Below are 17,378 nucleotides of genomic sequence, written 5' to 3' on the forward strand. Positions count from 1 at the left end.
GATGCCGACTAAATATCATCACCCTCATCTTCAATTTCGCCAACTAATTCCTCAATCAAATCTTCCAGCGTTACAATTCCGACCGCTTCTTGGTGTTTTCCAAAAACGACTGCCATATGGCGGTGCTGCTTCTGGAAAATTCTAAAAAGAAAATCAACCGTCATCTGTTCCGGAACCATCATTGGCGGTAGAGCGATATCAAGCAATCGCTCGTGCGGCCAATCCAAAACCGACTCTTTGACCACATCTTTCACCAATACCAATCCGATAATATGGTTGCGCTCCCCTTGGTACAATGGAACGCGAGAATAACCACTCTGAATTATTTTTGGCAAGCAACTATCAATGGGAGTGTGGGCAGGCAGCGTAAAAACTTTTTCAATGGGAATCATCACATCGCGCACCGTATTATCACTAAAAGTCAGTACTCGATTAATAATATAATGCTCATGTTGAGCAATAACCTTCTCTTCCACGCCAAATTGAATCATAGACTGTATGTCCTCAACGGTCATGCGGTCATGTTGGGACTCAAGCACCAACCGATCAACAAAACCAGTGACCCATTCAAAAAAACGGACAAACGGAAATAAAATGCGACCTATCCACATTACTGATGGCGCCAGTCGAAGGGCGAAGTATCCGGCATGTCGCGCGGCAAATGACTTAGGAATGATATCGCCAAAAATTAAAATTAATACGGTTAATATACCCGTGGCAATTCCGACTCCTAAGGAGCCAAAATAAGAACTACTCAACAGCGTGGCCAGTGCCGCCGCCCCGGTATTGGCAATATTATTTCCCAGCAATGTGGTGATGATCATTCTTCGCGGGCGAGCCTTTAACCGCTGAAGCGCAATCGACCCCCAGCGTTTTTGATTCACAAATGAACGTACCTTAATCCGACTCACTGCCAAGAGCGCAGCTTCTGCGGCAGCAGTATACGCCGACAATAAGAGAAATAGAACTAAGACAATAAATGGTGTCATCGACACCAATATATGAGTTTATTAATATGTTGTGGTGAAATCAGAAACATTCAAAAATAATTATACGCTTATTAAATGGCACTCATTTCGGGGTGGCGGGACTTGAACCCGCGGCCTCAAGACCCCCAGCCTTGCGCGCTAGCCAACTGCGCCACACCCCGTTATTAGACGATATCTATTCTACCATCTTTTATTATTTTTTGAATGAAATCATTGCGTTTGCCTACGTTCTGCGCTCCGGGCTTGAGATAGCTCACCATACGACTGTGTAAACACGAGCTTGAAACTGCCAAATCGTCTCGTTGTTACTGTATGTCCCCGGCTATACTGTTCTAATCGACGCGCTAAATTACTTGTACTACCGATGTAATATCTTCCTTTTTCTGACTGTAAAATGTAGAGGACTGCTTTCATATAAACTTCTGCCAACCTCGACGCTTCGGTCGAGGCTCCGATCCTCCGACTTTCAGTCGGAGCGTCGGAGCTGCGCCACACCCCGTTGCAGGTAATAATCCTATCAGATTGCGAGAAAAACACAAACCAGGCCATTACTCGGCTGGCGAATACATAGTGATTATTATATGAAACGCGAAACTAATTCTTGATCCCAATACCGCCAAACATGGCCGTCCCACTTACATTTAGAGTGATCGTGGGGTTCTCCGGTTGTGTCTTATCCTCGGCGCCACCAAAAAGTGGCATCACTTTCGTCACGACGCGCACATTTTTTGGAACCAATATATCAATCCCGCCAAATCCCGCAAAAACATCCAGCGTTGATTGATCTTGTATGTCAGCATTGCGTAAGTCAATCTTGGCTCCACCAAACCACGCTGATACCTCACCCTTAGTAAAGGTGCCACTTACTTTCTTCTCCAACCCGCTGAAACCGACAAATGCATTCGCGTCACCCGTTGTTTCCGCCGTATCTTTGCCCCACTGTTTACCCATCACCAACCGGATGCCGATGGCAATGAGTACGATTGGCCAAAAATAATTCCAGGCCGATGCGTCAAAATAATCTAATGTATCGAGTAGCATGGCCAGCCCAACCAAAATGATAATCATGGGGCCAAACCAGATTCGACGATTAGAATACCAAGACATAACGCCAATGCCAATGATCAACAGAGGCCACCAGGTAGCAATAATATTCTCTGCACCAGCAATATCCATGGCTTCAAGCAAAAAACCGATGCCTAATAAAATGACGATAAGGCCAAATAATTTTCTCATATAAAAAATAATTATTACGTTACTATGACCATAATACCATACTTTTCGACTAAAAAACTACCCACATACACATAATAATAATCATTTGCGAAATAAAGATCGCCCCAGTCAGCATATAACCGGGGCGAATATTCAATCATGAACCAGATTTAGATTATGAACTTACTGAATAACCGCAGTAAATCCACACGGGTTTGACTCATGGCAAGTCGCCAAATACGTATTGCCCATACATGGGTCGTGAGTGTGAATGCTTAGAGTGAGCAATCGCTCACCCCGCCCCTCGAGAACGCATTTTGGGCATATCCCTGCTTGAATCAACGACACCATAACCTCCCGCGCCTGCTTAACCGACAGCTCGGTATTCATGATAGTACTCCTGTGTAAAGAACGAATGGTTTGTTTTCTTGTTTTGATATACCGGCATTCGCGCTGCCAGCAGTTCAAACAAAGAAAATCGAATAGCACCAAAAACTAGCCGGTTGTCGGCTAGTCTGTGTATGCGTTTTGATAAAAAACCTACCGGCTAACCAACAACCCGCTCGTAAGAATAATAATGACAATAATAAGCCCCGCACCAATCAAGGTGTAATTTTGATTCTCAGTTGTGAGCTTATTGATTGATTCCATAAATGTATAGACAATAATAGCACGGCCGCATCGCGTGTCAAATACAAACGAATGGCGAGATGGAGGTCTCGGGTTACCTGCGACGAGCCATGTAAATATTTTGGCGAAAAGAGATGAAAAACGCCTTTTCTAAAAGGGGTTTTTCATGATCTATTCAAACATAATCTCCTCATCCGCTCGCTTGTAGCTGTGAATTTCATTCTCCCGAAACCACAGCTGTGCCTCAAACTCAGCCTCTTCAACATTACCCGAAGCATGAATCATATTTCGAATCGTGCGTTTTTGTTTATTTGCAAGAATGGGAGAATCGAGTGAATAATCACCACGAATCGTGCCCGGTTCAGCAAAGCGTGGTAAGGTGTGCCCAACCATCATCCGCACTGCATCAACGGCATGAATCCCCTGCAGCAGTAATGCCACCACCGGACCTGAGCTTAAGAAATCCATATTCCATTCCCGTACCATTTTGCCAATTTCATAAGGGTCTTTCGTGCCGATTTCTTCGTTCGCATCGCGGCCATACTCTTCATACGTCTTTAAGGTTTTATTACCGATTGAGGTCAGATAATCTTTATCATCCGTGTAGTGCTTTGCCACCATTGATTTATCTACCCAGACCATCTTCATGCCGGCAATTTTAAAACCAGCTTTCTCAAATCGTGTAACAATCTCGCCAACCAATGCCCGCTTGACGGTATCGGGTTTGAGTAAAACAACCGTGCGTTCGAGACGCGGATCTGTATTCTTTGTCATATGCTTATTTCGTGTCTAAATGCGCCAGCATGTATTTCACCTTTTCGACGATCTCCGCTGGCGTGTGATTAGCTTTGATAAAATAATCGTCGGCGCCCAATTCATGACCCTTGGCTACGTCTTCAGTTTGGCCAAGATTGGTGAGCAAAAGGACGTGCGTCTTTTTTAATTCCGGCATTTTTCGAATCTCCCGCAATACTGCGAAACCGTCTAATTTTGGCATTATGATATCGAGTAATACCAGATCCGGCTTCTCTTGTTTGACCATTTCCAAACCTTCGGCACCATCATGAGCGCGCATGATATGGAAACCCTCTTTCTCAAATTTCGTGGTGTACATGTCAGCTAACATTTTGTCATCTTCCACCAGGATAATTTTTCTGTCTTGTTTTTTCTGTTCTGCGGTCATACAAATGTATAATATTTTTAACGCGGTGATGGGTATAGTATACAATACATCGCATCAGTGTCAACCCAACTTTGGCTGTAACGTATGCCAGTCGGTTGCCTGCTCATACTGATGAGCAAGATGGCACAGTCTCGTTTCAGCAAATGCCGGGGCCATAAACTGTATTCCTGCAGGTAATCCATTTGCCAATCCCGCCGGCACTGAAATTGCGCAAATGCTAGCAATATTTGCCGGAACAGTATAAATATCAGAAAGGTACATCATCAGTGGGTCGGCAAATTTTTCGCCATGAAGAAATGCCGTGGATGGTGAGGTGGGGCTCACCAGACAGTCGACGTGCTTAAAAATGTCTGCGTACTCCTGGCGAATCATCGTCCGCAATTTTTGTGCCTGAACATAGTACCGATCATGATACCCCGCCGAAAGTGCAAAGGTGCCCAGCATGATGCGACGTTTTACTTCACTTCCAAAACCCAACGCTCGAGATTTCTGATATACCTCAAGTAATTGCTCTGCCTCTACACTTAACCCATACCGCATCCCATCATACCGGGCAAGATTTGAAGAAACTTCCGAAGTGGCGGTAATTTGATAAACCGCTAATGCGTATTTCGTGAGTGGCAGGGACACATGAATAATCTCAGCGCCTAATTCCTCAAGTTTTTTAATACCCGCATCAATTAAATCTTTCACTGCCGCATCCATTCCCTCAACGAAATATTCCTCGGGCAAGCCAATCTTCATCCCCTTAATTGGTTTTTCTAATTGAGCTAGATCAATGTGCTGAACACCTTTAGCAATTGAACTATCATGACTATCGCGCCCACAAGTTGCATTAAAAACCAGCGCCGCATCATAGACTGATTTAGTAAGCGGCCCTACTTGATCGAGCGAAGAGGTCATCGCAATAACTCCATGACGCGAAACGCTGCCGTAGGTTGGTTTGAGACCAACCACCCCGCAAAATGACGCCGGCTGGCGAACTGAACCACCCGTATCTGTACCAAGCGCTGCCACGCATTCATCTGCAGCCACGGCTGCCGCCGAGCCACCTGACGAACCACCAGGTACGCGCATCGTATCCCACGGATTTTTCGGCTGGCTCATCCGTGTATTTTCATTTGATGAACCCATAGCAAATTCATCGAGGCTGGTTTTCCCCAGAAATACTGCACCGGCTTCCTTTAATTTAGAAATCACTGTCGCATCGTATGCAGCGCGATAATCAGCCAATGCTTGAGAACCGGCAGTACAACGACGGCCAGCTATCATAATCAAATCCTTAATAGCAAATGGGATGCCGGTCAATTCGGCAGCCATTCCTTCTTTTCGACGCTGGTCAGCCGCGTCAGCCTCGGCTAAGGCTGATTCGGTATAGGTCTCGAGAAAAGCGCCAATCCGCTGATCATACTTTTTTATGCGCGCCAAATATTCCTCTGTAAGTTCACGAGAGGAAATCTTATTACCAGCTAATGCCTCATAAGCTGTCCGGATCGTCCAGGGTGCTGCCATATTATTCCATCACTGCTTTTACTTTATTAAGCCGGCCGGCTGCCTGAGGAAATTGCGCAATACTCTCATCCGCTAATGACGCGTCGACAGGAATATCCGCACGAAAAACGTCCGTCAGGTAATCAATATGTGACGACAGCTGAACGCTGCTCGTATCAACTTCTTCAATTTGTTTGGCATACTCTAGAACCGACGACAGTTGCTCACCAAAAACCTGAGCTTCCTCCGGGGTGAGCTCAATGCGCGCCAAATGTGCCAATCGCTGAATGTCTTGTTCGGTTAGTGCCATAGTGTTTTGGTAGTATATCACGCTTTCTTTAACAAGTTCAAAAAATCCATTTCACTCAAGATGGGCACACGATGCTTCATTGCCTGCTCCCGCTTTGAGCCAGGATTTTCGCCAACGACTAGATAATCGGTTTTAGCTGAAACGGCAGATTGAACCTTGCCACCCGCTTGTCGTATCCGTTCCGCAGCTTCTTCGCGAGACAATGATGCCAGTGTTCCCGTTATCACAAGCTTTTTCCCTTGCAGCGCTCCCACACTTTTCTGCGCCACCGCCCGTTCAATGATCACGCCGCGTTTCTGCAATCCAGCAATCAGCTGCATATTTTTCTTATTTTGAAAATAAGAATAGAGACTCTCTCCTACCACCCCACCCACATCGGGAATCCGCTGGAAATCCTCAAGCGAAGCTACCATCACGCGATCAATAGTGTGAAACGTCTCAGCTAATGAGCGAGCCGTTTCTTCACCGACATGCCGGATGCCAAGAGCATAGATAAATCGTGCCAATGAAACTTTTTTGGCCTTATGAATTGCATCAACCAAGTTATGTGCCGATTGCTCGGCAAAACGCTCGAGCGGCTCTAAGTCTGCCTCAGTCAGATCAAAGAGGTCAACCGGTAACTTCACCAAATCGGCTGCCGATAATTGTTCTAATATCTTTGGTCCCAATCCATCAATATCAAATGCTTTTTTCGATACAAAGTGTCGGAGCTGTTCATGTTGTAATGCGTAGCAACTCGAATTAGTGCAATAATACGCCACTTCACCTTCGCGCCGAGCCACGGACGAACCGCAGACCGGACACTTATTGGGCATGACAAATTTCTTTTCTGAACCGGCTCGCATGTTCGCCAACACCTGCACCACGTCGGGAATAATGTCGCCGGCTTTTTGGATGACTACAGTGTCCCCAATTCGCACATCAAGCCGATTAATCTCATCAATATTATGCAGCGTGGCGCGCGAAACCGTAGTACCGGCCACCTGGACTGGACGTAGATGAGCAACGGGAGTCAGTACTCCGGTGCGGCCGACCTGTACCTGAATATCCTCCACCACGGTCGTCGCTTGCTCTGCCGGATATTTATAGGCGATTGATCCGCGCGGCGCCTTCCCCACCACGCCGAGCTTTTTAAATGTCGCAATGTCATTAACCGTAACGACAATTCCATCCGACCAATAATTAAATCCTGATCGCTTTTTCCCGATCATCGTATGATAGGTCTCCACCTCATCAAGTGTTTTACACACCTGATTATGATCCCCAGCGCGGAAGCCCAGCTGTACTAATAATGCATGTGTATCGGCATGGGTCTGCTGCCCCAGGTCAGTCGGCAAATCATACGCCATGAAGCTGAGCCGGCGTGATGCCGTTATGGTAGGATCAAGCTGACGGATCGAACCAGCAGCAATGTTGCGCGGATTGGCAAATAATTCCTCGCCCCGTTTCTCCTGTTCACGGTTCAATGCATCAAACGTGCGCTTAGTCATATATACCTCGCCGCGAATCTCTACTTCATCAAGCGCCTGCTTCCGCAATGTCGGCGATAGTCCATCCAGCTGCAGTTGCAATGGAACTGCTTCAATAGTTCTGACATTCTGCGTGACATCTTCGCCGATACGACCATCGCCCCGCGTCGCCGCTCGATACAATACCCCACCACGATACACTAGTGAAAGTGCCAAGCCATCCATCTTCAATTCTGCAAAGTAGTCGAGCTGACGCGCATCTGGCAATAATTTACTGATGCGAGTTTCCCAGGCGATTACTTCACCCGCTGCAAAAACGTCATTCAACGATAACATTGGATGTTCATGATGAACTTTTTTAAAATCATCAAGCGGCTTGCCGCCGACACGCTGCGTCGGCGAATCGGGCGTGATCAATTCAGGATAACGCTCCTCAAGTTGCTGCAATTCATGCTTCAATGAATCAAGCGCCGCGTCTGAGATCTCTTGCCGGTCTAAAACATGATACTGATAACGATGGCGATTAATCTCAGCGCGCAATTGTTTCACGCGTTGCCGAGCTGAGTGCATGTCCATAGGTTAAATACAGTCTTCAAATAGCTTAAACGTACTGAGCTGATACCAATCAACAAATACTGCTTCATGATTGCTCCAACCACCCTCAGCCAAACCAAACGGATGATCGGTTATCTGAATTGAACGAGATGGATCAGTCGTTGGTAACGTCGTAGATCCAATGGGAAATGGCTCAGGAATAGTACAGGTTCGCCACACATCACTGCTTCCCGGCGCTTGGTCATCAACCACGACGGACTGCCCGCTAATTTCGACTGCCAAATCGCGTCCAGCTGGAGTACAGGGATTACCGGAACAATTGTAATTCATACGCAAACTGACATAGTAAGCATCCCCGGCCGACACATTCACCGGAATAGGCAATGTAAATCCCCAAATATTATTAAACCCTTTGATAAGACAGCCGCCCGCTCCTGACACGGTGCCGCATGAGGCATAGGTATTAGTCGTGGAGTGGCAGGCGCTAGCCAGCCAACCAGCCGCCTGACATGTAGCGCAATCTCCGCAGCTGACACCCGCACCCAGCGACTCCTCTACATGAATAGGCCCTGAACTGTAGGTAGGGTTGCTCAAAATTATTGTTTTCAATAATTCACCCTCACTGAATAACACATAATCGTACAGTCCATACAATGGTATTTTCCATGGAACTGTCGCGGTTAATGATTGCTTCAGGGCACTGCGTTCACCCACTGATTTGATCTGAATCAATGAGGGTAGGTCAACAACATTTCCGGCACCATTGGGCTCGTCATACGGGATAACCGAGACGCGAGATAAATTCCCAAACAGTGCCTTAATCCGCACGCGATAGCCGCGCGGAACTATGTTATTGAGTGGATCGTCAAATACGTCGAGTTCGTTAATAGTCCAGCCATTGGCGAGATCAGTCGGCCCAATAAGTTTTCGAGCGGCCACGGACTCGCCCAGCGTACCCTGCTCATCCCAGGCAATCCAAGATACCTCTGCCCAGGTACTTGGATCCGCTCCTCCATTCGTCACGACTATTGATTCAGCCACTGAATTCAAATCAAGTGTCAATGAATTTTCAAAATCATAATAATCAGCTTGAACAAATTGATTCTCGTATACCAGCTGATTTTGAATGACTGACGATTGCTGGCTGCTGCCAGCGTTATCATAGTTCGTATTATTGGATAATGACGCGGATAATCCTTGGATAGCTGTCACCGCATCGGCCAAGGTATTGCTGCCATTTATTCGCATTCGTTTCAGCGTATGCAAACCGCGCTCAATGCCAGACTCAGCCGCATAATAGGCCAGGACGGAGTCAGCCGCCGTAGTCGTCAGCTTCAGCTCATTAATAATAACCACCGATACCGTGATGGCAATGGCGGTAATCAAAAAAGTAATCAAGAGAACATACACCAATACAATCCCCTGAGGTTGAGTTGTGCGTCGATTAATCATGGTACTGGTTTTGTAATGCACTGGTAATAATCCGAGAGCTGACCAGAGTCTGCATGTTCACACTCGCTCGTTCTGCCTGGCTCTGACCGATAGCCGTTGATTTAATCATAATCAGCACGTGCGGCTGAACATTATCCCCATTACTGTAGTAACGACAAATGTCGTCCGTACCACAACGATAGGAATCCAGTCCAGCGGCAGTACAGGCAGCATCTCCCAATAATTGGCAATCAACTGGAAGAATGTTAGCAAAAGGATCGGCGCTCGGGGTAATCGTAAATGAAAGCGCTTCAATATTGACGCCGACTGGTGTCACATCAAGCCAACCGGTCCCGGCAGTATCGCATTCACCCGCCGTAACCTCTGTACAATATTGTACCCGGTCAGTGGCATGGCGAAAGAATACTAATTCGCCGCTCTGGCTGCGCAATGCCAGGGTGTCCACCCCGCTGCCAGCGGCTGGATGTAAATCGGTTCCCTGCGATTCGTAGTAATCATAATTAATGGTACCCAGCCGCACTTCCTGGGTCATCGTTTCAAACAACGCCCGCACGTCATCCAAAATCTTTTGTGATGCGAGCGCACGACGCTGGCTGTTACTGACCAGTAGATACACATTGGTCGCCACTAATACAGTCACGGTGAAAATCGCCATCGCCACGATCATCTCGATGAGGGTAAAGCCTGATTGGTTGTGTCGTCGAGTATACATATTATAGCGTTTGCCAATTATACAAACGATCTTCGAGAATCACTTTTCGATTTGATGCAGCATCAGGCCACCGTACTTCACTGATAATCCGATACCCGACCGTTTCCGGATACGCCGCGACTGGGCTGCCGCCCTGGCCACAGGTATAATTATCAAATTTATCCACAATGCGTTCTGCACCGCCCGCGTCATGGCAAATCGGATTGAGGTAGACTAATCGGTGATATTCCGTAGGATTACCTGTCACGCCAGCGCCTTGCCGATAAAAATTATTATTCAAATAGATACGCGCGGTCTGATCAGTAAATGCGGCAACGGAAAAATCAAAGGCGTACGGACTGGAACCGGTTATTACGGGAATAGCCGGACTCGCCCCTGTCAATCCGGCATCCCATACTTCATGTGCACAGGTGCCAGCGCCACAAAAGGAATCAGAGGTACAGGGCAAGCCTTCATTAGTGACGCCAGACCCACTGTCAGTGCAAATGCCATACTGCACCGTCACCCAATTACTATCCCGAATCCCGCGCGCGAGTTCAATCCCCTCGCGCGCTAAGCTGGTGGCGACTAATTTCTGCCGACTTTCCCGACTCGCGTTAATACTGGATACGATAAGCACAATCGTGGCGGTCAGCGCGGTAATCATGATGCCGAGAGCGAAAATAAGCTCAAGCAGCGTTTGTCCGGATTGGTTTTTTTTACTCCCTAGAATGTGCATCCGCCTTGGCTTTCGCTTATTTGATTAGACGCCCGGTTAACGGAAATAATGCGACAGATTGTGTCTATTTCTTGATGCTTCATCAGCAAATCGACCTGGGTACTGGCATCAGGCAATGCACCAACAAAAAATGAAATGGTGCCGGTCGGAGGGATAAAAACAATATCCAACGAATCAACCTCCGCCGCATGGGTGACGCCGCCGATGCGATACGCGATCATGCCCACATGCGTAGGAAGCGTGTCGGCCTGGAAAATGAGTGGATCAACCACTGAAAAATAATTTTCTGCGGTATTAGTATTGCCAAAAAGCGTATAACTATATGGGGCGCCAAAATGTACGCCGTATCCGCCCGGCGGTACTGCGTCAGTGCATGAGTTAACTGCGCCCCCGCAGTACGCGTCATTAGCACACCGCTCATACGCATGCTGCGTCGCTCCAAGTCCGCAAAAAAATAAACTATTACCTCCCGTGGAATACCCTTGTGCTAACCGAATTGATTGAATTAATTGAGTACTGGTCGAGCGTAAATCCTGCGTCTTATCGCCGCGGTTAAAATTAACGACGATGATCATCGTAAGCACACCAATAATAAACATGACAATCAATAATTCCAGCAGGGTGAATCCTCGACTATTGGGTTTCGCTATCATAAACCGATTAGTCCACGATAAAATTCTAAAATGCGTTCACCGAAAAAAAATGAAATAATCGTCGCCGCGGTTAAAAAGGTTCCAAAGGGTACTTGGCTTTTCCATTTCTTAGTATGAGCGACGATTAACCCGATGCCTACCAACGAGCCACAGCAATACGCAATGAAAAACGCAATCAATATATATGGATACCCCAGCATCAGACCCATGACGACACCCAGGCGAATATCTCCCCCGCCGATCCACTTACCCCGAGAAATAATGTATTGCACATAGAAAAAGCCCCCGCCGATCACCGCACCGATAAACAAATCAATGACCGCCACGCGCAATACCACAATAGATAAGATAGCGCTAACCACCATCGCCGGTATACTGACGCGATCAAGGATCAAATAATACCGCAGGTCATACACAAACATGACAATCAAAAAAATAGTATAGACACTGTACACGAAGAATTGTACCGACACCCCAAACTTCCACCACAATAACCCGAGGAGTAATCCAGTGGCTAGTTCAACGAGTGGATACTGCCAGGAAATTGGCTTGTGGCAATAGCGGCATTTCCCGCGCAGCATCACAAAACTAAAAACCGGGATAAGATCCCAGGTAGATAAATCGTGTTTACAATGCGGGCAATACGACCGCCCGCGGACAAAACTAACTCCAGCGTGCAAACGATAGATCACCGCATTTAAGAAGCTCCCCACCACCAGGCCTAAAATAAGTACTAAAAAAGCGTCCATAGTCGCTTTATTATACCAAAAAATAACCCTCTCGTATAGAAAGAAGCTTAATGAAATGGTGCCTACTGTATCCCTTCCGGAGACAGGGTGTGCTGCCCGGCGGCATAATTTCCGTAAGCATTTTCCAGGGAAAAGGTCACCTGATAGGTTAGCTCACTTGGCACGGTTGTCACGGTATACGCACCACCGCCCGGGTCTTTGAATTGGGCACTATCAGAAAGATACCCAGACAAATTGCAGGCGCTGACTAAATCCCCAGCCGTGGCGCAGCCATTGATCGCCGCATCACCGTAACTTGCTCGATTATTAAACATCATTTCAAAAGCGGCCTGCAGCCGCGCCATGTCAGCCATCCGCTTGGCATCACGCGTTTTTGATCGCTCTTGATTGAGTAAGAAAAAACCGCCCCCCACAAGCACGCCAATCACAATGATGATGGTGAGAATGGTAACAGTGCTAACTCCTGATTGATTTAATTTCATATGTGTAAATACATTATGTCGCTGGCAATGTCGGACAATTATTCGCCTCGCCCGAGACGCCAGTGGAATAATAATAAAACCATTGTCCTGAATTTGCTTCTTGATGGAAGCAAAATACATAATTTCGGTGGCCGACTTGCGCAGATTCATTGGTATCATAGTAATAATAGAGACCATTGCCAATGGTGTTTGTTGGATCCATTATTGCCTTGCTCATGAACGTGGGAAAGAGCGGGTTGTTTGATGCGGAAAATATGCTACCAACCGCACCGCTGGTACTGAGATCCGGGCCGGTACCACTCGCCGCGATGGGGATGGGGTAGTGCTGATACGTCTCCTGATACAGTTCGAGTGCTGCTCTGATTGCGGTCAGATCAGCAAATCGTTTCGCATCCCGCGCGTCTCGTCGCGTATCCATTAGCGTAGCAATGCCAATCGTCGCCAAAATGCTAATGATCGCCATCACTACCAAGAGTTCAATCAATGTAAATCCTTTTGGTACGCTTTGTCTCATGCGAGTTCGTATTACGGGTTACCGCATTCTGAACACAAGTATAGCCTATTATTGCATTTCACTCAACGATTGGAGGCCGGTAATAGCCGGTCCAAATTGATCTACGTACTGCAAGGACTGTAAATAATAATACTCGGCACGTGCAGTATTCCTCTGCGTTTTCATAATTTCTCCCAATAAATAATTCAGTGCGGCTAATTGAGTGGGTAAATTCGGATTACGAACACGTATACCAGGATAATATACATCGAGGTACTCGCGGATAACCTGCGCCGCTTCATCATAGCGCTCTTGAGAATACAGTGCAAAACCTAAGTCGTAAAAAATATCAGGCAAAAATAAAGGGTTAAGCTCGGTTGCCCGAGTCAATGGCACGATCGCACGCTCATACTGATCCTGCGCAATGTACAATCGCCCCAGCATCCAGAATGGGCGATACTGCTCCGGCTGCCGCTGGGTCAAAGTTAGTAATCGCTGCTCCAGAGCGGCCCGCTGATCTGCCGTCAGCAGCGACAAATTGGTTATCGCTAATCCAGCATACTGGGTATAAACAACCAAATCCGGATCAAAGCGCTGCCCTTGCTCATATGAAGCAAACGCTGATTCAAATTCTCCACGTTGTGCCTGGCGCTCAGCCATGTCAAATAAGTACGCACCCATAAATACAGTGAGCCCGCGAAACAATACAACTATCGCTGTTATGAGCACGCCGGCCGATATCATTTTTGATATCCACGGGCGATCACTGTCGGCTTCTGCTGAAGCTAATTCGCCCGTTTGTTGACGCCCCCAGGCCATCAATACCCCCAGCATCAACCAAAACAAAATAAACACCAGGGCAAAATGCCAACCAAAATCAAATGCTGCATGCGTTGCTGATGCGAGCGCGCCCAGGGCTGCGCCGATCAGGATTCCTCGCCGGTGTTCATCAGTCTCGCGTCGAATCACTACTATGATGCGCCTGCCTACTAATATGATAAAAGCAACGAGGGCCGCTCCTCCAAAAACGCCCAGCTCAGCAAATGCCTGCATATAATAATTGTGCGCATAACGCGGTTGCTCATTGACCGTCTCAGCATACCGAGCATACATATCTTGATATGTATTCAAACCGGTCCCAATAATAGGGTGGTCAATTGCCATGTGAATCGCGCTGACCAAAAAATTCCAACGCTGGCTGAAACTTGATATGAAATCGGAATAGGAAATGGTCTCATAAATTTTAATCGCCCGCCCCAGGTCTTTATGCTGAGCATAGCGAAAACCAATTAGTCCTCCTACGCCAAGGATGGCACAGAGGAGCATGATCACTACCGTTGTACGACTAAATATTTGTCGATGAAAACGACGCAATAATATGTAGAGTGGAATAATACTACTGACCCAGGCGGTGTATGAATATGTCAGAGCCAGCCCCACGATCATGGTTAGTGCAGATAATCCCCATATTGTTTTGTACAGTTTCCGCTCCGCCTGAATCCACTGTATACACGCCAATGGTATGAGGAGAATGAACACGCCAGATATCGCATTTGCATTAAACAAAAAACCGCTCAAGCGAGGGCTCGATTGATTGAGAAACATTACGAATCCAGCGAGTGCCCCAAGCACGCCAACCCCAATGACTCCCCAATTAAACAGTTCAATATGTCGCCAGGTACGAAAAAAATGTATAGCGGAAAAATAAATAAGTATATAGGCAGCCAGCAAAAACCAGTAGCTCAAACTCCCATACCAATGTACGGAAAAAAATACCCCCGCCAGCCCAATGACGAGCCAACCAATCATATATGTATGCGGATGGCTGACGACTGATCTCCAGCGAGTCGATGCGGTATTAAATCGATGACCTCGGAGAATTAAAAAGGCAAATAAAAAAGAAAAAATTAGAACAATTGCGTGCACCCATTTGCTCCATTCTGCAGAAAAAAATGAGGTCACCGTGAGCAGTGCCATGAACAAAACCATAATGATTCGGTCACGCCCTGATACTGCCGGCATAATATGATTCATAACGGGAAAACGTTTCACCATTCAGATGCTAAACATACGCTGCCAATCCAGTATATCACGCTTTGTCAGTGTTCTTCGATGCCCAATCACCAAGCGCTGCCGGAATAAACGAGGCAAGGCAATCAGTGCCGCTACTCCAATCCGGATAAATAGCCACGCCCGGACAAGTGTTCCACCGGTGCCGGCAGCCAGCGCCGCACGATCGCGTACCGCCGCCGGCCAAAGCGAGATGGGTAAATTTTTTATGGCAAAAAATATCCGGTTCCGACCAGAATGGAACAGTCGAAACGTTGAGGCGAGCGTATTCACGGTAGCCGACACCTTATGATAAACCACCGCTGACGGCGCATACACGATCTTCCACCCGCGCAAACGAGCGCGTACTGACAAATCGGTATCCTCGATATAGGCAAAAAAATGGCGATCAAAATAATCTCCATCCAGGCAAATATCCTCAAGCATTTCCCTTCGATACAGTGCGGCGCCGCCACGCGCAATGAAGCATTCGTTTTCCTCTGCATATTGACCCCTATCTTTCTCGCCTGCGCCACGTGTAACTACCTTGAAGGCATGGGGCAATAAATAATCCCCCGCTGAATCAAAGACGTCTCGCTGAAAAAAATTCATCATCCGGCTGGCCACGGCTCCAATACGAACATCGCGCTCAATAGCCGTGTGCAATGCCCTGAGCCACCCGGCATCAACTTCGGTATCATTATTCAGCACCGCGATAAAACGAATGGTAGAATCCTCCAGTACCGCGCGAATGCCAATGTTATTCCCCTCGGCAAACCCTACATTTTTTTTGTTAGCAACTATTGTTACTTCGGGAAATGAATTCCGCACATACTCGACTGAACCATCACGTGAACCATTGTCGACAAGAAATATTTTCGCACGGACGGAGTCCTGCCGGCACACTGAAGCAAGACAGGTCTCAAGATGCTGGCGACCATTCCAATTCAATACGATGACTGCGGTATCAGCCTGCTGCATACAGACGAGAAAAAATTATATGATCAATGTATCAATAAAACTATGCTGATACAAGAGCGGCCAAAGTCGAGGCAGCAGTGCCAAATACCAGCCGAGGCTCAGAACAACAAATAGCCCCACGCTCAGCTTCCCCGTCATCCCATGCTCCGACCACAGGTGCCAGCACCAGTAGGCAAGGGCAAGGGCAATTAGTGGCACTAGGGGCAAAAAAACATTCCACGTGCCAGGGATAATAATCCATGGCACTGCCACAACAAACAGGCTGCTAACTATAAACACCAGCCCGGCCTCCCGCTTCCGTATCAAACGCACAGCAGAAGCTATCAAAACGCCCAGGCCTGCCCACAAGATAATAATATTGCCCGAGTACACTACCTGATATACTCTCTGCCAGGTCACGGGATTATCATAGGCAGCGCCACTCTGGATGGGGAATGATTGAAACCATTGAATAATCCCCCCATTAAACCAATCCGCACCGGACCGAAATGCACTATGAAATTCAGCCATGTCACGATGCAGTGTCAATAAATTTGGCAAACCAGGAATAAGCAGATACAGCGGCATGAAGAGTAGGCAATAGCAGGCAACCGCCACCACCGTCGAGAAACCCATCATTCGTACCCAATGATTCCGTTTGATGAGAGCTGCTCCCCAGAGCAGCACCAGCAAACCTCCACCAGTCCACTTAATAGCTGCCGTGCAACCAATCATAGCGGCTGCGCCAACTGCCCAGGCAGCCCGCCCCGCCTCAATATACCGCCAGATGCAATACAGACTCACCAATATAGCCGTAGCTAAAAAAGTATCAAGCATCGCCAGCCGACCGCTGGCAAACCAATATGTTTCTAATGAGAGAAAAGTTGCAGCAAGTACCGGCACGATGTACCCGCCAAACATGCGCTTGGCTAAGAGATACACAAAAATAACACCTGTGACACCAGCCACAACAGAAAAGATTCTCCAGCCGTCAGGATTATCGCCAAATAGTCGTATGCCCAGAGCGATAATATATTTACCAACCGGCGGGTGTTCACTATTAATCAGTACCCCATCAAAAAACCCACGTGCTGCAGATACATAGGCGACCTCATCATAGCGAAACCAGTGGTATCTTCCGAGATGTATCGAATACATGACATAATTAAAAATACTTATTCCGCCGAGAAAAAAATAATCCCGAATTTGTAGCTGCCGATTAATCATACTATGAACCTACCACCTTCTCACTTCCGCAGCAATGGTAA

General features: G+C 47.3%; 18 protein-coding genes and 1 tRNA gene. All 19 read right to left on the reverse strand.

Features of this window, described 5'->3' with window-relative positions:
• Nucleotides 1–8 precede the first annotated feature (8 nt).
• Nucleotides 9–989, reverse strand: a complete 981-nt coding sequence (locus HZC01_01080; protein ID MBI5037291.1) for an HlyC/CorC family transporter — start codon at nucleotides 987–989, stop codon at nucleotides 9–11.
• Between the two features lie 87 nt (nucleotides 990–1,076).
• Nucleotides 1,077–1,150 (reverse strand) — tRNA-Pro (locus HZC01_01085).
• A gap of 49 nt (nucleotides 1,151–1,199) precedes the next feature.
• On the reverse strand, nucleotides 1,200–1,403 hold the full coding sequence (locus tag HZC01_01090; protein ID MBI5037292.1) for a GIY-YIG nuclease family protein: 204 nt from the start codon (nucleotides 1,401–1,403) through the stop codon (nucleotides 1,200–1,202).
• A 180-nt stretch (nucleotides 1,404–1,583) separates the two neighbouring features.
• Nucleotides 1,584–2,225 (reverse strand): hypothetical protein, encoded by a 642-nt coding sequence (locus HZC01_01095; protein ID MBI5037293.1) that lies wholly within the window; start codon nucleotides 2,223–2,225, stop codon nucleotides 1,584–1,586.
• Nucleotides 2,226–3,005: 780 nt separating this feature from the next.
• Nucleotides 3,006–3,608 (reverse strand): nucleoside-diphosphate kinase, encoded by a 603-nt coding sequence (locus HZC01_01100; GenBank protein MBI5037294.1) that lies wholly within the window; start codon nucleotides 3,606–3,608, stop codon nucleotides 3,006–3,008.
• Nucleotides 3,609–3,612: 4 nt separating this feature from the next.
• The gene (locus HZC01_01105; protein MBI5037295.1) at nucleotides 3,613–4,017 is read right to left on the reverse strand and encodes a response regulator; all 405 of its coding nucleotides are present in this window, start codon (nucleotides 4,015–4,017) and stop codon (nucleotides 3,613–3,615) included.
• Between the two features lie 60 nt (nucleotides 4,018–4,077).
• Entirely contained in the window at nucleotides 4,078–5,529 is a 1,452-nt protein-coding gene (gene gatA, locus HZC01_01110) for an Asp-tRNA(Asn)/Glu-tRNA(Gln) amidotransferase subunit GatA (protein ID MBI5037296.1), read from the reverse strand.
• Between the two features lies 1 nt (nucleotide 5,530).
• Nucleotides 5,531–5,818: an Asp-tRNA(Asn)/Glu-tRNA(Gln) amidotransferase subunit GatC gene (gatC, locus tag HZC01_01115; protein ID MBI5037297.1), complete on the reverse strand. Its 288-nt coding sequence runs from the start codon at nucleotides 5,816–5,818 to the stop codon at nucleotides 5,531–5,533.
• A gap of 17 nt (nucleotides 5,819–5,835) precedes the next feature.
• A complete protein-coding gene (gene ligA / locus HZC01_01120) occupies nucleotides 5,836–7,863 on the reverse strand; it encodes an NAD-dependent DNA ligase LigA (protein ID MBI5037298.1) in 2,028 nt (675 codons plus the stop codon).
• 3 nt (nucleotides 7,864–7,866) lie between these two features.
• Complete coding sequence (locus HZC01_01125) at nucleotides 7,867–9,294, reverse strand: pilus assembly PilX N-terminal domain-containing protein (protein ID MBI5037299.1); 1,428 nt, start codon at nucleotides 9,292–9,294, stop codon at nucleotides 7,867–7,869.
• Complete coding sequence (locus tag HZC01_01130) at nucleotides 9,287–10,006, reverse strand: prepilin-type N-terminal cleavage/methylation domain-containing protein (protein ID MBI5037300.1); 720 nt, start codon at nucleotides 10,004–10,006, stop codon at nucleotides 9,287–9,289. Before HZC01_01130 ends, HZC01_01125 begins: the two co-directional genes overlap by 8 nt.
• A 1-nt stretch (nucleotide 10,007) precedes the next feature.
• Nucleotides 10,008–10,724: a type II secretion system protein gene (locus HZC01_01135; protein MBI5037301.1), complete on the reverse strand. Its 717-nt coding sequence runs from the start codon at nucleotides 10,722–10,724 to the stop codon at nucleotides 10,008–10,010.
• Complete coding sequence (locus HZC01_01140; protein ID MBI5037302.1) at nucleotides 10,712–11,377, reverse strand: prepilin-type N-terminal cleavage/methylation domain-containing protein; 666 nt, start codon at nucleotides 11,375–11,377, stop codon at nucleotides 10,712–10,714. Before HZC01_01140 ends, HZC01_01135 begins: the two co-directional genes overlap by 13 nt.
• Nucleotides 11,374–12,126, reverse strand: coding sequence for a prepilin peptidase (locus tag HZC01_01145; GenBank protein ID MBI5037303.1), 753 nt, complete (start codon nucleotides 12,124–12,126; stop codon nucleotides 11,374–11,376). Before HZC01_01145 ends, HZC01_01140 begins: the two co-directional genes overlap by 4 nt.
• A gap of 62 nt (nucleotides 12,127–12,188) precedes the next feature.
• Nucleotides 12,189–12,608: a hypothetical protein gene (locus HZC01_01150; protein MBI5037304.1), complete on the reverse strand. Its 420-nt coding sequence runs from the start codon at nucleotides 12,606–12,608 to the stop codon at nucleotides 12,189–12,191.
• Nucleotides 12,609–12,621: 13 nt separating this feature from the next.
• Nucleotides 12,622–13,122: a type II secretion system protein gene (locus HZC01_01155; protein ID MBI5037305.1), complete on the reverse strand. Its 501-nt coding sequence runs from the start codon at nucleotides 13,120–13,122 to the stop codon at nucleotides 12,622–12,624.
• A 48-nt stretch (nucleotides 13,123–13,170) separates the two neighbouring features.
• The gene (locus HZC01_01160; protein ID MBI5037306.1) at nucleotides 13,171–15,123 is read right to left on the reverse strand and encodes an O-antigen ligase family protein; all 1,953 of its coding nucleotides are present in this window, start codon (nucleotides 15,121–15,123) and stop codon (nucleotides 13,171–13,173) included.
• A 33-nt stretch (nucleotides 15,124–15,156) separates the two neighbouring features.
• Nucleotides 15,157–16,131 (reverse strand): glycosyltransferase family 2 protein, encoded by a 975-nt coding sequence (locus tag HZC01_01165; GenBank protein ID MBI5037307.1) that lies wholly within the window; start codon nucleotides 16,129–16,131, stop codon nucleotides 15,157–15,159.
• Nucleotides 16,132–16,146: 15 nt separating this feature from the next.
• Nucleotides 16,147–17,337 carry a glycosyltransferase family 39 protein gene (locus tag HZC01_01170; GenBank protein MBI5037308.1) on the reverse strand — a complete coding sequence of 397 codons (1,191 nt, stop codon included), beginning with the start codon at nucleotides 17,335–17,337 and terminating at the stop codon, nucleotides 16,147–16,149.
• Nucleotides 17,338–17,378 lie beyond the last annotated feature (41 nt).

It is taken from the genome of Candidatus Kerfeldbacteria bacterium, assembly GCA_016214565.1.
In the GTDB taxonomy this organism is placed as follows: domain Bacteria; phylum Patescibacteriota; class Patescibacteriia; order UBA10025; family JAHIVO01; genus JAXDBW01.

What these genes read in the sequence shown, in the direction of transcription:
- ligA (MBI5037298.1), bottom strand. Translation starts at nt 7,863, where the DNA reads ATGGACATGCACTCAGCTCGGCAACGCGTGAAACAATTGCGCGCTGAG.
- HZC01_01105 (MBI5037295.1), bottom strand. Translation starts at nt 4,017, where the DNA reads ATGACCGCAGAACAGAAAAAACAAGACAGAAAAATTATCCTGGTGGAA.
- HZC01_01135 (MBI5037301.1), bottom strand. Translation starts at nt 10,724, where the DNA reads ATGCACATTCTAGGGAGTAAAAAAAACCAATCCGGACAAACGCTGCTT.
- HZC01_01145 (MBI5037303.1), bottom strand. Translation starts at nt 12,126, where the DNA reads ATGGACGCTTTTTTAGTACTTATTTTAGGCCTGGTGGTGGGGAGCTTC.
- HZC01_01170 (MBI5037308.1), bottom strand. Translation starts at nt 17,337, where the DNA reads ATGATTAATCGGCAGCTACAAATTCGGGATTATTTTTTTCTCGGCGGA.
- HZC01_01080 (MBI5037291.1), bottom strand. Translation starts at nt 989, where the DNA reads ATGACACCATTTATTGTCTTAGTTCTATTTCTCTTATTGTCGGCGTAT.
- gatC (MBI5037297.1), bottom strand. Translation starts at nt 5,818, where the DNA reads ATGGCACTAACCGAACAAGACATTCAGCGATTGGCACATTTGGCGCGC.
- HZC01_01090 (MBI5037292.1), bottom strand. Translation starts at nt 1,403, where the DNA reads ATGAAAGCAGTCCTCTACATTTTACAGTCAGAAAAAGGAAGATATTAC.
- HZC01_01130 (MBI5037300.1), bottom strand. Translation starts at nt 10,006, where the DNA reads ATGTATACTCGACGACACAACCAATCAGGCTTTACCCTCATCGAGATG.
- HZC01_01155 (MBI5037305.1), bottom strand. Translation starts at nt 13,122, where the DNA reads ATGAGACAAAGCGTACCAAAAGGATTTACATTGATTGAACTCTTGGTA.
- HZC01_01140 (MBI5037302.1), bottom strand. Translation starts at nt 11,377, where the DNA reads ATGATAGCGAAACCCAATAGTCGAGGATTCACCCTGCTGGAATTATTG.
- HZC01_01160 (MBI5037306.1), bottom strand. Translation starts at nt 15,123, where the DNA reads ATGCCGGCAGTATCAGGGCGTGACCGAATCATTATGGTTTTGTTCATG.
- gatA (MBI5037296.1), bottom strand. Translation starts at nt 5,529, where the DNA reads ATGGCAGCACCCTGGACGATCCGGACAGCTTATGAGGCATTAGCTGGT.
- HZC01_01100 (MBI5037294.1), bottom strand. Translation starts at nt 3,608, where the DNA reads ATGACAAAGAATACAGATCCGCGTCTCGAACGCACGGTTGTTTTACTC.
- HZC01_01150 (MBI5037304.1), bottom strand. Translation starts at nt 12,608, where the DNA reads ATGAAATTAAATCAATCAGGAGTTAGCACTGTTACCATTCTCACCATC.
- HZC01_01095 (MBI5037293.1), bottom strand. Translation starts at nt 2,225, where the DNA reads ATGAGAAAATTATTTGGCCTTATCGTCATTTTATTAGGCATCGGTTTT.
- HZC01_01165 (MBI5037307.1), bottom strand. Translation starts at nt 16,131, where the DNA reads ATGCAGCAGGCTGATACCGCAGTCATCGTATTGAATTGGAATGGTCGC.
- HZC01_01125 (MBI5037299.1), bottom strand. Translation starts at nt 9,294, where the DNA reads ATGATTAATCGACGCACAACTCAACCTCAGGGGATTGTATTGGTGTAT.